We start from the raw sequence: 12933 nt of genomic DNA, 5'->3' as shown, positions 1-12933 counted from the left end.
CAAGGCTCCATGGCAGAACAACAGATCAATTCACAGATACAGACCAACAACGAAGAACTGACGAACACGATCACCCTGCACGACATCATCCGCATGGTGATCGCCAACTGGTATTGGTTCGTGCTTTCGACCGTATGCTGTCTCTGCGCGGCCTACTACTATCTGGCCAGCACCCCGAAGATTTACAGCCGCACGGCGACCATTCTGGTCAAGGACAGCCGCAAGGGCGGAGACGTGGATCTCACGGCATTCAGCGATCTGGCGGGATTCCAGAACCGCCGCAACGTCGACAACGAAGTATTCATCCTCCAGTCGCGGCGTCTGATGACCAACGTGGTCAAGCAGCTCAACCTGACGGTCAACTATTCGGTGAGCGACGGGCTCCGCCGGCGCGACCTCTACGGCCAGGCCCCGATCGACGTGAAGTTCATCAACGACAACGACAACCAGTCGCTCGCAATGGAGATCACGCCGATCGACGACGACAAAATCCGGTTGAGCGAGTTCAAAGACCAGTTCGTCACCAAGCACGAGAGCCGCAGCGTCATCACGGCGGCTTACGGTGACACGATCCCGACTCCCGTGGGTCAGGTCGTGGTGCAGAAGTCGCTCTACATGGCCCCCGACTACATCGGGGTTCCGATCCGCGTGACCAAGAGTTCGCTGGGACGGACCACTAACGCCTACCGCGCAGCCGTGAAAAGCGACGTGGCCAACAAGCAGGCTTCGGTGGTGACCATCTCGATGAACAACACCGTCCCCCGGCGCGCCGAAGACGTGATCAACACGCTGATCGAGGCCTACAACGAAGACGCCATCGAGGACAAGCGCCGCGTGTCGGTCGCCACGGGCAAGTTCATCAAGGCCCGTCTGGACGTTATCGGACGCGAGCTGGGCGACGTGGACCGCAATATCGAGGACATCAAGAAGGACAACCGGATGGTGGACATCACCTCGGAGGCCGCGCGCAGCGTGTCGGAAAGTTCGCGCTACAAGACGGAAGGTCTTTCGCTCGAAAACCAGATCAACGTGGCGGAGTACATTCGCACCTACCTGAACGACCCGAAAAACGTCGGTGAACTGATTCCGGCGATGGCGGCCGCGGGAACCAACACGGCCATCGCCAAGCAAATCGAAGATTACAACTCGGCGATCCTGCGCCGCGAGAAACTGCTGGAGAACAGTTCGGAGCGCAGCCCCGTCATTCAGGACCTCGACAACCTGCTGGCCGCCGTGCGGCGTTCGATCATCTCGTCGCTCGACTCCAACATCTCGACGCTCGAAATCCAGCGCGACGCCATGCGCAAGGAGGAGACGCAGGCCAACATCCGCATCTCGACCATGCCTTCGCAGGAGAAGGTCATCCTGGGCATCACGCGCCAGCAGAAGATCAAGGAAGAACTGTTCCTCTACCTGCTGAACAAGCAGGAGGAGAACCAGCTCAACTACGCCGTAGCAGAGAGCAACTCACGGTCGATCGACTACGCCTACGGCAGCAACGCTCCCGTATCGCCCCGACCGATGATGATTCTGGGCATCGCCCTGATCGTGGGTCTGGCCATTCCCTTCGGTCTGCTCTACCTGATCGGCATGCTCGACACGACCATCCGCGGTCGCAAGGACATCGAGGACAACGTCAACGCCCCGTTCCTGGGCGACATCCCCTACCACGAGGGCGGCGGCAAGGCCGGGATCGTGGTGCGCGAAACGGGCCGCGACGCCCTGTCGGAGGCTTTCCGCATTCTGCGCTCGAACATGACGTTTATGAGCGTCTCGGCCGGAACCGACATCCGCACCATTCTCTTCACCTCGTCGGACCCGCACGCAGGCAAGACCTTCGTGGCGACGAATCTGGCCATGACCCTCGCCATGGCCGGCAAGCGCGTGCTGCTGATCGACCTCGACCTGCGCCGCCATGCCCTGTCGTCCCAGCTGGGCCACAGCAACAGCAAAACCGGCATCACGAGCTATCTCGCAGGAACGGTTTCCGATGTGGAGAGCATGATCCAGAACTCCGGATTCCACCAGAATCTCGACGTGATTTACGCAGGAGTGCAGCCGCCCAACCCGGCGGAGATGCTCCTTTCGGACAAACTCGACAAGCTCATCGCCGAAATGCGCGGCAGATACGATTATGTCTTCCTCGACAGTACGCCCGCCATGTCGGTGGCCGACGCAATTATCACCGACCGGCTTGCGGACCTCTGTATATACATCGTACGCGAGGGTGTGCTCGACCGGCGCCAGCTGCCCGACATCGAGCGGCTCTACCGCGAGAAGAAGCTCCACAACATGTGCATCGTTCTAAACAGCACCCGCGCCCGCCGTCACGGATATGGATACGGGTATGGCTACGGCTACGGTTATGGATACGGATATGGCTACGGAGACGATTACAAGGAAGTAAGCTACCGCAAACGCATCAAGCACTTCTTCCGGTCGCTGGCACATAAAGTAAAACGGTAACGATGGCCATTCACGACGCAACAATAGCCATCGACTTCGACGGTACGGTCGTAACGCATGCCTACCCGGAGATCGGTGAGGATGCGGGAGCGGCGCCCGTGCTGAAAGAGCTGACGGACAACGGTTGCCGACTGATCCTCTACTCGATGCGGCATGGAAAACTGCTGGACCGCGCGGTGGAATGGTTCCGCGTCCGGGGCATTCCGCTCTACGCCGTGAACGAAAATCCGTCGCAGAAGCGCTGGACCTCGTCGCCGAAGATTCATGCAGACCTTTACATCGACGACTGCAATCTGGGCTGTCCGCTGCGGTTCGTCGACGGAGAGAAACATCCCGTGGCCGATTGGGCCAAGATCCGCGAGCAGCTCGTCCGGGAAGGTTTTCTGGACTGACGCGCAGAAAGTCGGGGGGGGGCTGACGAAGGCCCAAACCGGATAATAAAAAAGCGAGACTTTGGAAAGTCTCGCTTTTTTTGCAGGCGGGCTGGAGCGGCAGAGCGGCAGAGCGGCGGGCAGAAGTATACAGGCGGTGGCAAAAACAGGCAGAGGTAGGCCTATAATGACAGAGACAATAGGAGCTGGCAAGTTCCGGGCATCGCGAAGAACGGGACGGATGGGTAGTACTCGAGTACGTCCCATTCGTCCCGTTCGAGGGAATTACGGAAATGACTGCATCTGAAGCGGAACCGGTTTTTGATTATCGCGGAGCAGATTTTGCCATAACGCAGTTCGGCCCGGACGGGACATACCGAAGTATTTCCCGTTCGGGCCGGACAAGGCAGGGCGAAAGATGCCCGTGAGAATCGAAAACTACGCCCAGAGATTCCGGGGATATTTACCCTCGGCAATCATCTTCTCGATGGCGGCCATCAGCGCGGGTTTGTCCTCCTTGTAGGTGACGCCGTGCCACTGGGCGGCCGAACGCAGCACGCGGAGCGTAGCCGTGCCGTCGCCGATCAGCTTGTTAACCATCGTCGGGATGTAGAACTCCGACTTGATATTGTCCTTGTTGGCCTCGAACCAGACTTTGAAGTACTCCTTCGAGTAGGTGAAGAAGTCGGGCGTGAAGCCGAAGAGGTTCATCGAAACGGGAGTGTCCTCGGAGAGAGGCTCGTCGGCGCCGTTGTCGTGGAAGACGATCTGTCCGTCGGGCATCCGCTCGATCTGCGTCCGCTCGACCATCGACGTGAGGTCGCCTTTCGGATCGACGCCGCAGACGCCGCGCGAGACCGTACCGTTCTCCGAAAGCGTCTTGTTCAGGTCGTAAGCGACCATGCAATAGCTGTTGCGGCTCTCGCCGAGCTGCGCCAGGTAGTCCCCGATGGTCTTATAGGCCTCGGCGCCGTAGAAATCGTCGGCGTTGATCACGGCGAAGGGTTCGTGAACCGCATCGGCTGCCATCATCACGGCGTGGTTCGTACCCCACGGCTTGACACGGCCTTCGGGAACGGCAAGACCTTCGGGCAGGTAGTCGAGTTCCTGGAAAACGAAATCCACGGCGATGCGCCCGCCGAAACGGTCGGCCGAGAAGACCTCGCGGAACTCCTTCTCGAAGGAGTGGCGGATGACGAAGACGACCTTGCCGAAACCGGCGCGGATGGCGTCGTAGACCGAATAGTCGATGATGGCCTCGTTGTTGGGACCGACACCGTCCATCTGTTTGAGCGACCCGTAGCGGGAGCCCATGCCCGCGGCGAGTACCAGTAATGTGGGTTTTACCATGTTATTTTATCTGTTTATGACATTGGTTCAAAACATCCACAAAGGTAAAAAATTAAGCGCGCCCCGCAAAGGATTTATGCAAATTTGCCTATCTTTGTAGGGTTAACAAAGAGAAATCGTACCCGGAGAGATGAAATTTCTGAAAACCATACGGGCATGGTGGCGCGGCCTGTTCCGCAAACGCCGGTTCAACATGCTCAACGCCACGGACAACACCGAAGAGTGGCACATGCACCTCTCGCCGGCGAGTATCCTCGCGGGACTGGTGGCGTTCATGCTGATGCTCTTCATCCTCACGCTGTCGCTGGTGGCGTACTCCCCCATCCTGGAATTCCTGCCCGGATACCGCACCGAGGCCGACCGTTCGCGCGAAAGCCTCGTGCAGAACATCATCCGGCTCGACTCGATGGAGCGCATGATGAACGACATGCTGACCTACAACGAGAACATAGCCCTGATCATGGAGGGGCGCACGCCCGTGGCGCGCGTGCTCGCCTCGTCGGACTCGTCGCGCATCAGCAAGGTGCTGGTGATGCCCTCGCACGAAGACTCGCTCCTGCGGGCCCAGATGGAGGGCGACGGCGAATACGCCATCGCCGGACAGGGCGGCTCGCGGCGCAAGGTGCGCGAGGCCATCGAGCTGGCGACGCCCGTCGAGGGAATCATAACCGGAAAATTCGACATCCGGCAGGGAAATTTCGGCGTGAAGATCGCCGCGACCGCCGCCGACCGCATCACGGCCATCGACAACGGCACGGTGGTTCAGAGCCTCTGGACCCCGGAGACGGGTTACATCGTGGTCCTGCAACACGCCGGGAACCTGATCTCGGTCTACAAGAACCTCTCGCAGTCGCTCGTAACGACCGGCCAGACCATCCGTTCGGGCGAACTGATCGGCTACAACGCCGAAGTGCAGGACGGAGAGGTCCGGCTCTTCGAATTCGAACTCTGGAACAACGGCAAACCCGTGGACCCCGAGGGGTACATCGTCTTCTGACAAACGCATGAAACAAAGACTCGCAATACTGGGTTCGACCGGCTCGATCGGCGTGCAGACGCTCGACATCGCCCGCGAAAACCCCGGCCGCTTCGAGGTCCGCGTCCTCACGGCCAACCGCAACTGGGAACGACTGGCCCGGCAGGCCCGGGAATTCGACGCCGACGCGGCGGTGATCGCCGACAAACAGCACTACGCGCAGCTGCGCGACGCACTCGCGGGAACCGACACCAAAGTATATGCCGGAGAGGAGGCCGTGGCGCAGGTCGCGGCCGGAGGCGGCACGGACGTGGTGGTGAACGCCCTGGTGGGCTACGCCGGACTCGCTCCCACGGTGGCGGCCATCGAGGCGGGCAAGAAGCTCGCGCTGGCCAACAAGGAGTCGCTCGTGGTGGGCGGCGCCTGCGTGATGCCGCTGGCCCGGAAGCGGAAAGCCCCGGTGATTCCGATCGACTCGGAACATTCGGCCATCTTCCAGTGTCTCGTGGGCGAGCGCGCCCCGGTCAGAAGGCTGATCGTCACGTGCAGCGGCGGCGCATTCCGCGACTTCCGGGCCGAAGAGCTGGCGAACGTCACGGTGGAGCAGGCCCTGCGCCACCCCCAGTGGGACATGGGCGCGAAGATCACGATCGACTCGTCGACGCTCGTGAACAAGGGGTTCGAGGTGATCGAGGCCCACTGGCTGTTCGGGACCCCGGCGGAACGGATTTCGGTGTTGCTCCACCCGCAGTCGATCATCCATTCGATGGTCGAATTCGAGGACGGCGCGATCAAGGCCCAGCTCGGAACGCCCGACATGCGCCTGCCGATCAGCTTCGCGCTGCTGTACCCCGACCGGGCGAACCGTCCCGGCGAGCGGTTCAACTTCCTGAACCATCCGCAGCTGACCTTCGCCGAAGTGGACCGCGCGAAATACCCGGCGCTCGACATCGCCTACGACTGTCTGCGGCGCGGCGGCACGGCGGCCTGCACGATGAACGGCGCCAACGAGGTGGCCGTGGCGGCGTTCCTCGCCCGCAAATGCGCATGGCTCGACATCGTGCGCGCCATCCGCTACGCGCTGGAGCACGCCGCATTCGTCCCCTCGCCCACCCTGGCCGATTACGCCGAGGCGAACGCCGAAGCCCGCGCGCTGGCGGCGGAGTTCCTACAATTAAAAAATTAAAAATTAAAGCTTGTGGACATTCTTGTAAAAATCATTCAGTTCTTCCTCTGTTTCACCATCCTGATAGGCATTCACGAGATGGGTCACTTCATCATGGCGCGGGTGTTCAAAATCCGCGTCGAGAAATTCTACATCTTCTTCGACCCGTGGTTCTCGCTGTTCAAATTCAAACGCGGAAACACCGAGTACGGTCTGGGATGGCTGCCGCTGGGCGGATATGTCAAGATCGCCGGCATGATAGACGAGTCGATGGACACGGAACAGATGAAACAGCCCGTCAAACAGGACGAGTTCCGCGCCAAACCCGCCTGGCAGCGTTTTCTGGTGATGATCGCCGGCGTGGTGATGAACGTCGTGCTGGCCGTGGCCATCTACATCGGCATCTGCTACACGTGGGGCGACACCTATTTCTCGAACGCCGACGCCAAGTGGGGCTACAACTTCAACGAGGCCGGGCACAAACTCGGATTCCACGACGGAGACCGGCTGGTGAGCATCGACGGCGAAGAGGCGGACGACATCAACAAGGTCGTAAACTCGCTGATCATCACCGAAAGCGACCGCAGCGTCGTGGTCGAACGCAACGGACGGCAGGTGGAACTGATCCTCCCGCTCGACGAGCTGATCTCGATGCGCCAGCAGAAGGGATACGAAAATTTCCTCCTGCCCCGCATCCCCTTTCTGATCGACAGCGTCGTAAACCCGACCGTCGCACAGTTGCGGAAGGGAGACGAGATCGTAGCCATCGACAACGTTTCGGGTCTCGACTTTGCGGGCTACGGCCAATACCTGAAGGCGCACGCCGGAGATTCGGTGCTGCTGACAGTCCTGCGGGAAGGGGACATGCTCTTTGAATTCAAAGCGCCCGTCTCGGAGAACGGCACGCTCGGAGTCATCCGCAAGGGCCTCGCGCTGCGCACGCAGAAATATACGTTTCTGGAGGCGATTCCGGCCGGTATTCAAAGGACGGGCAAGGTGATCTCCTCCTACTGGGACCAGCTGAAGATGATCGTGCAGCCCAAAACCAAGATGTACGAGGAGCTGGGCGGATTCATCTCCATCGGCAGCATCTTCCCCTCCACGTGGGACTGGCAGGACTTCTGGATGAAGACCGCCTTCCTGTCGATCATCCTCGCGGTGATGAACATTCTGCCGATCCCGGGACTCGACGGCGGGCACGCGATCTTCACTTTCTGGGAGATGATCTCGGGCCGCAAGGTGAGCGACAAGGTGCTCGAAGCGGCGCAGTATGTCGGACTGATCATCATTCTGTTCCTGCTGCTCTACGCCAACGGCAACGACATTTACCGGTTCTTTATCAAATAAATGCGGAGCCGATGACAAACCGAACTGCGGAAAAAACGGAAGCCTGCGCCGCGGCGCTGCGGAGACACCGTTTCGAGGCCGAGGTGGTGAAGGACGCCGAAGCGGCCTTCGCCCTGATGAAGGCCGTCGTGGAGGCCGAAAACCCGCAACTCGTGTCGTTCGGCGACTCCATGACGATGCGCGGAACGGGCATCGTCGAGTGGCTGCGGAGCAACGGGCGGCTGACGCTGCTCGACGGGTTCGACGCCTCGAAGCCCTACGAGGAGCGGCTGGAAATCCGCCGCCGCGCGCTGTTGTCGGACCTTTTCATCACGGGCGTGAACGCCGTGACGGAGCAGGGAACACTGCACTGGCTGGACAAGGTGGGCAACCGCATCGCACCGGTGGCATTCGGTCCCCGAAAGGTGATCATCGTGGCGGGACGCAACAAGATCGTGGCCGACCGCGACGAGGCCGAGGAGCGCATCCGCCGGATCGCCGCCCCGCAGAACGTAGCGCGACACCCCGGATTCCGCACCCCCTGCGCCAAAACGGGCGTCTGCGCGGACTGCAACTCGCAGGACCGCATCTGCAACACCCGGATGGAAATGCTGCGATGCTGGCCCGACAAACGGGTGTTGGTAATACTGATCGACGAAGATTCCGGATTATGATGAAACAACTGAAATACGGCACGGCCTGCCTGCTGTTGCTGGCGGCCGCCTGCGGAGACGATTCCGACGCATTTTACACGGCGGTTTATCCCGTCGTGCGCGTCGAGGCCGAAATCACCCTCCCGGCCCCCGAACCGGGCCCCACCGATCCCACCGACCCCACTGATCCCACCGATCCAACAGATCCCACCGATCCAACAGATCCCACGAACCCCACCGATCCCACGGAACCGGAGACGAAGGCAGGGGAAAACGAAACGGACCCCGTGGTCGAACGGATCAGGGAGGAGATCGAAGCGGCGGCTCCCGTGAAGGCGGGCGGAAGCTACGTGCTGGAATTCACCAAATACAACGGCGGGCGCCTCCGGATCAGACAGACGGCGGAGGCGGACCGGGTGCGGGGCGTCTTCTTCAAGGACCCGGGCGCAACCGACATCCTCGTCTACTGTCCGGAACCGGCGATGAAGTACACCTGCGCCGTCTCGGCCTACAAGGCCGAGGACGGCACGAGCAAGACCCTCCTGACGGTCGACCTGACCGAAGAGTACCAAGCTCTCTACCCCGAGGCCGGAATCACGAAGGCCGTGCGCCGGGAGTACACCTCGGCAAACGCAAAATAGGAGGACGTATGGCAAAGGTCAAAAAGGCATTTTTCTGCAAAAACTGCGGGTTCGAAGCCCCGAAATGGCTGGGACGCTGTCCCTCGTGCGGCGAGTGGAACTCATTCACCGAGGAGATCATCGCCCGCGAGAGTGGTTCGGTCCCGGCGGTCGCGGCGGGTCCCCTGCCCGCGGCGAAGCCCCAGCGCGTGAGGGACATCCGCGAAAGCGAGCACGTCCGCCTCGATCTGGGAAACGCCGAGGTAAACCGCGTGTTGGGCGGCGGGATGGTCCCGGGGTCGCTGGTCCTCGTGGGCGGCGAGCCGGGAATCGGCAAATCGACCCTCTCGCTGCAAATCGCGCTGGCGGCGAACGGACTGAAAACCCTCTACGTCTCGGGCGAGGAGTCGGCCGAGCAGATCAAGATGCGCGCCGCGCGCATCGGCATCGGCAACGACGAGTGCCTGATCTATCCCGAAACGCTGCTGGAAAACATCGTGGCGCAGATCGCCGAGCACCGTCCCGACCTGGTGGTGATCGACTCGATACAGACGATTTACACCGACCTCCTGGACTCGTCGGCGGGAAGCGTGTCGCAGATCCGCGAATGCGCGGCGACGCTTCTGAAATACGCCAAATCGACCGGAACGTCGATCTTCATCATCGGCCACATCACCAAGGACGGCTCGATAGCCGGTCCCAAGATACTCGAACACATCGTCGACGTGGTGTTGCAGTTCGAGGGCGACAGCAACAACATCTACCGCATCCTGCGGGGCATCAAGAACCGGTTCGGAGCGACGTTCGAAATCGGGGTCTTCGAGATGCTCGACGCCGGACTGCGGGGGGTTGACAATCCGTCGGAAATCCTGCTGACGCACTATGAGGAGCCGTTGAGCGGCATCGCCGTGGGGGCGTCGGCCGACGGCGTGAGGCCCTACCTGATCGAGGTGCAGGCGCTGGTGAGCGGTGCGGCGTACGGCACGCCCCAGCGTTCGACGACCGGATACGACGCACGGCGCATGAACATGCTGCTGGCCGTGCTGGAGAAGCGCGTGGGGATGAAGATGTTCCAGAAAGACGTTTTCCTGAATTTCGCGGGCGGATTCAAGGTCGCGGACCCGGGGCTGGACCTCGCGGTCGTGGCGGCGGTGATCTCGTCCTACTACGACCGTCCCGTGGCCGAGGGGGTCTGCTGCGCCGGCGAAATAGGCCTGTCGGGCGAAGTGCGCCCCGCGCCCCGCACCGAACAGCGCATCAGCGAGGCCGCAAGGCTCGGATTCAGGCGCATCATCGTGTCGGGCTATCTGGCCAAAGGCGGCAAGCGTCCCAAAGGCATCGAGGTAGTCCCGATAAACAGCGTCGACCAGCTCCCGAAGGCGCTTTTCACAGAATAGGCCGACATCAAAAACAACAGATAAGGAAAGGAGCGGCTTCTGGCAGTCGCGGCCGGAAGATTTTCGATTCGCCTCGGGTGAATCGGCAGGCCGCAGCTCCGCCCTGCGGAGGCCTGCTCGTAACTGTCCTTCGAGCGGACCACCGCGAGCTGCCGCCTGAAAACGCGACAGAAGTTCCGGAAAGCGAATCTTCCGACCTCGCGTGGGCTTCCGGCCGGATTGCCGCCGGTATGGAATGGATTTTGCTTTTTCCCCGGTAAAAGGGAAGAAAATGCAAAAGAGAATAGTCGTACTGGGCGGCGTGGGATTCATCGGCTCCCACCTGTGCCTGCGTCTGTTGAACGACGGGCACGAAGTCTTCTGCGTGGACATACGCGACACCGCCGATTCGCCGCTGCTGCGCGACATGCCGCCGCACCCGGAATTCCGGTACGTCCGCCACAACATCGTCAACGCATTCGGCATCCGCTGCGACGAGATTTACAACCTCGCGGCGCCCTCGCGCGTGCGCTACAACAAGGCGCTGCCCGTCGAGTCGCTCAAGGTCAGCATACAGGGGTCGATAAACGCCCTCGACACGGCCCGTTCGGAGCACGCACGCATCCTCTACGCATCCACCGGAGACATCTACGGCACGGGATACCGCGACACCTCGGTCGAGGCGGCGGACGGTTGTCCGACACACCGCACCCTCGCCGAAGGCAAACGGGCCGGGGAGGCCCTGCACCGCGCCTACCAGTATGAATTCGGGGTCGACGCACGCATCGCGCGCATCTTCAACACCTACGGCAGCGGCGCCGACCTGATGGACCAGCGCGTGGTGATGAAGATGATCGTGGCGGCGTTGCAGAACCGCGACATTCCGATCAACGGCAGCGGCGAGCAGCTGCGGACCTTCTGCTGGGTGGAAGACGTGGTCGACGGACTGGTGCGGCTGATGGAGGCCCCGCCGGCCGAGACGACGCGCACGGCCAATTTCGGCAGCAGTCACGAGGTGACGATCCGCTCGCTGGCCGAGAAGATCATCGCCCTGACGGGCAGCAGCTCGCACATCGTCCACGCCGAAGCGCGCATCGACGACATACGCCGCCGCACGCCCGACATCTCGGCGACACGGCGCGAACTGGACTGGGCGCCCCGCACACCGCTCATCGAAGGCCTGCGGCGCACGATCAGCTACGTCGAAAAGGAACTTGCGGAGAAGAACTATGCGGGAATATCGTGGGTGGAAATAAACTGATCGGAAGATATGACCATGACGGACTTTGACAAGATCATCTGGCGGGACGCGCTGACGTTCGTAGACTTCTTCGCCACCTGGTGCGGGCCGTGCCGGATGATGATGCCGGCCATAGACAAGTTTCGGGAGCGGATGAACGGCCGCGTCGACGTCTACAAAGCGGACATCGACGACCCCTCGATGCGTGAAATCATACGGCGCTACAACATCATGTCGGTCCCGACGCTGATGTTTTTCTGCCGCGGAGAGGTATTGTGGCGCGAGAGCGGCCGCGTGGGGTACGAACACCTGATCAACGTGCTGAACGAACTCGAAAAGCGCGAACAGGTGATGCAGCCCTAAACCTCCAGTCGCCAGGCCAGCTCCTCGTGGACGCAGTCTTCGGCAGGGAGCTGACCCAGAGAGCCGGCCGCACGGAGAACCGCCTGCCGGTTCTCTTCGTTTCGCGTCCCGAGGGCCGTGAACAGCGCCACGGCGCCATGAGCCAGCAGGTGCGCTTCCGGGATGCTGGCCGCAGCGGCCCCGTGCACGACGGCCGCAGCCGGAACGGCCCACGCCGGAGAAGGATGCGGAACGCGGGCCGCGGCCATCAGGGCCGCATACTGCCGCAGCCACCCGGCATCGGGCGCAATCCACGCCGCGAACAGTTCGGGGAACGCCCCGATGCGGCTCAACAGCGCGAAGGCGGCCTCCGCGGCGATTTCAGAATTGAGAAGCCCGTCGCCCCAGAAGGCGAACTCCCCGGGCGTAAGGCGCGCCGGATCGGCGATGTGCAGCGCGGCAAGGCGCAGGCAGCGGACATCCTGCCGCCAGAGGTATTTGGCGAAATCGTGATCGGCGGCCTCGGCACGCGCCAGCGTGCGGAGCGTCGGCAGGCTCACGCCGTAGTTCAGGCCGCAGGGTGCGCCGTAGAAGCGCATCGAATCGGCAACGGCGCCGTTGCGCTCGCGGCGGAATGCCCCGAGCAGCGCCGCCATGCGGGAGGTGAAATCCATCGGAAGGTTATTTGCGGCGCGGCAGGGCGACGTTGATCGTACGACCGAATTCGAAAACAGGAAGCACGGCGCGGGCATACTCGCGGCCTCCCGAGACGACGATGCAGGTCGAGGGATCGGCCACGCGGCACGCCACGACCTGCGTCTCCTTCGGACCGGCCTCGAGGTCGCTCTTCGCAGCGCCCGAAGGTTCGATCTGCAACAGCACGATGTCGCCCGAAAGGTCCGTGTCGGGAAGCAGTCCGGCCGCAGGGCTGAAGCGGCAGACGATATACTGTTTCTTGTCGGCCTGCGGGCAGACCACGTAGCGGCGGGTCTCGGTCGAGACGATCCGCTTGCCGAGGAACAGCTCCAGATAGCTCTGCTCCAGACGG

General features: G+C 61.8%; 13 protein-coding genes. 10 read left to right on the top strand and 3 right to left on the bottom strand.

Features of this window, described 5'->3' with window-relative positions:
• The first annotated feature begins 9 nt into the window (after window positions 1-9).
• The gene (locus BHV64_RS10795; RefSeq protein ID WP_217727073.1) at window positions 10-2466 is read left to right on the top strand and encodes a GumC family protein; all 2457 of its coding nucleotides are present in this window, start codon (window positions 10-12) and stop codon (window positions 2464-2466) included.
• Window positions 2467-2468: 2 nt separating this feature from the next.
• Window positions 2469-2858: a hypothetical protein gene (locus tag BHV64_RS10790; RefSeq protein ID WP_022061597.1), complete on the top strand. Its 390-nt coding sequence runs from the start codon at window positions 2469-2471 to the stop codon at window positions 2856-2858.
• Between the two features lie 417 nt (window positions 2859-3275).
• Here BHV64_RS10790 and BHV64_RS10785 read toward each other — a convergent pair whose 3' ends face one another.
• A complete protein-coding gene (locus BHV64_RS10785; protein WP_195580150.1) occupies window positions 3276-4187 on the bottom strand; it encodes a nucleotidyltransferase family protein in 912 nt (303 codons plus the stop codon).
• Window positions 4188-4317: 130 nt separating this feature from the next.
• Here BHV64_RS10785 and BHV64_RS10780 point away from each other — a divergent pair, with 130 nt between their 5' ends.
• From BHV64_RS10780 to BHV64_RS10745, 8 genes are all read left to right on the top strand, one after another.
• A complete protein-coding gene (locus tag BHV64_RS10780) occupies window positions 4318-5184 on the top strand; it encodes a murein hydrolase activator EnvC family protein (RefSeq protein ID WP_022061599.1) in 867 nt (288 codons plus the stop codon).
• A 7-nt stretch (window positions 5185-5191) separates the two neighbouring features.
• Window positions 5192-6349 (top strand): 1-deoxy-D-xylulose-5-phosphate reductoisomerase, encoded by a 1158-nt coding sequence (locus BHV64_RS10775; RefSeq protein WP_138265591.1) that lies wholly within the window; start codon window positions 5192-5194, stop codon window positions 6347-6349.
• Between the two features lie 12 nt (window positions 6350-6361).
• Complete coding sequence (gene rseP / locus BHV64_RS10770) at window positions 6362-7675, top strand: RIP metalloprotease RseP (RefSeq protein WP_022061601.1); 1314 nt, start codon at window positions 6362-6364, stop codon at window positions 7673-7675.
• An 11-nt stretch (window positions 7676-7686) separates the two neighbouring features.
• Complete coding sequence (locus BHV64_RS10765; RefSeq protein ID WP_015545897.1) at window positions 7687-8328, top strand: lactate utilization protein; 642 nt, start codon at window positions 7687-7689, stop codon at window positions 8326-8328.
• Entirely contained in the window at window positions 8328-8948 is a 621-nt protein-coding gene (locus tag BHV64_RS10760) for a hypothetical protein (RefSeq protein ID WP_254886347.1), read from the top strand. The genes BHV64_RS10765 and BHV64_RS10760 overlap by 1 nt, the downstream gene beginning before the upstream one ends.
• Before the next feature lie 8 nt (window positions 8949-8956).
• Entirely contained in the window at window positions 8957-10324 is a 1368-nt protein-coding gene (radA, locus tag BHV64_RS10755; protein WP_217727077.1) for a DNA repair protein RadA, read from the top strand.
• A gap of 271 nt (window positions 10325-10595) precedes the next feature.
• On the top strand, window positions 10596-11564 hold the full coding sequence (locus tag BHV64_RS10750) for an NAD-dependent epimerase/dehydratase family protein (RefSeq protein WP_217727078.1): 969 nt from the start codon (window positions 10596-10598) through the stop codon (window positions 11562-11564).
• Window positions 11565-11573: 9 nt separating this feature from the next.
• The gene (locus BHV64_RS10745; RefSeq protein ID WP_015545893.1) at window positions 11574-11906 is read left to right on the top strand and encodes a thioredoxin family protein; all 333 of its coding nucleotides are present in this window, start codon (window positions 11574-11576) and stop codon (window positions 11904-11906) included.
• Here BHV64_RS10745 and BHV64_RS10740 read toward each other — a convergent pair.
• Together BHV64_RS10740 and BHV64_RS10735 are read right to left on the bottom strand one after the other, a co-directional pair.
• Window positions 11903-12559 (bottom strand): DNA alkylation repair protein, encoded by a 657-nt coding sequence (locus BHV64_RS10740; RefSeq protein ID WP_149887555.1) that lies wholly within the window; start codon window positions 12557-12559, stop codon window positions 11903-11905. The genes BHV64_RS10745 and BHV64_RS10740 overlap by 4 nt on opposite strands.
• 7 nt (window positions 12560-12566) lie before the next feature.
• Window positions 12567-12933 (bottom strand): DUF4831 family protein (locus BHV64_RS10735; RefSeq protein WP_288115902.1); only part of this gene is annotated, 367 nt, incomplete at its 5' end.

Origin of the sequence: Alistipes sp. 56_sp_Nov_56_25 (assembly GCF_001915285.1) — a bacterium.
Lineage (GTDB): Bacteria > Bacteroidota > Bacteroidia > Bacteroidales > Rikenellaceae > Alistipes > Alistipes shahii.
This window is presented reverse-complemented; position numbering and strand designations above follow the sequence as displayed.

Bases quoted from the DNA above. Each gene is read 5' to 3' on its own strand.
- BHV64_RS10785 (WP_195580150.1), bottom strand. From the start codon at position 4,187: ATGGTAAAACCCACATTACTGGTACTCGCCGCGGGCATGGGCTCCCGC.
- BHV64_RS10745 (WP_015545893.1), top strand. From the start codon at position 11,574: ATGACCATGACGGACTTTGACAAGATCATCTGGCGGGACGCGCTGACG.
- BHV64_RS10795 (WP_217727073.1), top strand. From the start codon at position 10: ATGGCAGAACAACAGATCAATTCACAGATACAGACCAACAACGAAGAA.
- BHV64_RS10750 (WP_217727078.1), top strand. From the start codon at position 10,596: ATGCAAAAGAGAATAGTCGTACTGGGCGGCGTGGGATTCATCGGCTCC.
- BHV64_RS10740 (WP_149887555.1), bottom strand. From the start codon at position 12,559: ATGGATTTCACCTCCCGCATGGCGGCGCTGCTCGGGGCATTCCGCCGC.
- BHV64_RS10780 (WP_022061599.1), top strand. From the start codon at position 4,318: ATGAAATTTCTGAAAACCATACGGGCATGGTGGCGCGGCCTGTTCCGC.
- BHV64_RS10775 (WP_138265591.1), top strand. From the start codon at position 5,192: ATGAAACAAAGACTCGCAATACTGGGTTCGACCGGCTCGATCGGCGTG.
- BHV64_RS10765 (WP_015545897.1), top strand. From the start codon at position 7,687: ATGACAAACCGAACTGCGGAAAAAACGGAAGCCTGCGCCGCGGCGCTG.
- BHV64_RS10760 (WP_254886347.1), top strand. From the start codon at position 8,328: ATGAAACAACTGAAATACGGCACGGCCTGCCTGCTGTTGCTGGCGGCC.
- radA (WP_217727077.1), top strand. From the start codon at position 8,957: ATGGCAAAGGTCAAAAAGGCATTTTTCTGCAAAAACTGCGGGTTCGAA.
- BHV64_RS10790 (WP_022061597.1), top strand. From the start codon at position 2,469: ATGGCCATTCACGACGCAACAATAGCCATCGACTTCGACGGTACGGTC.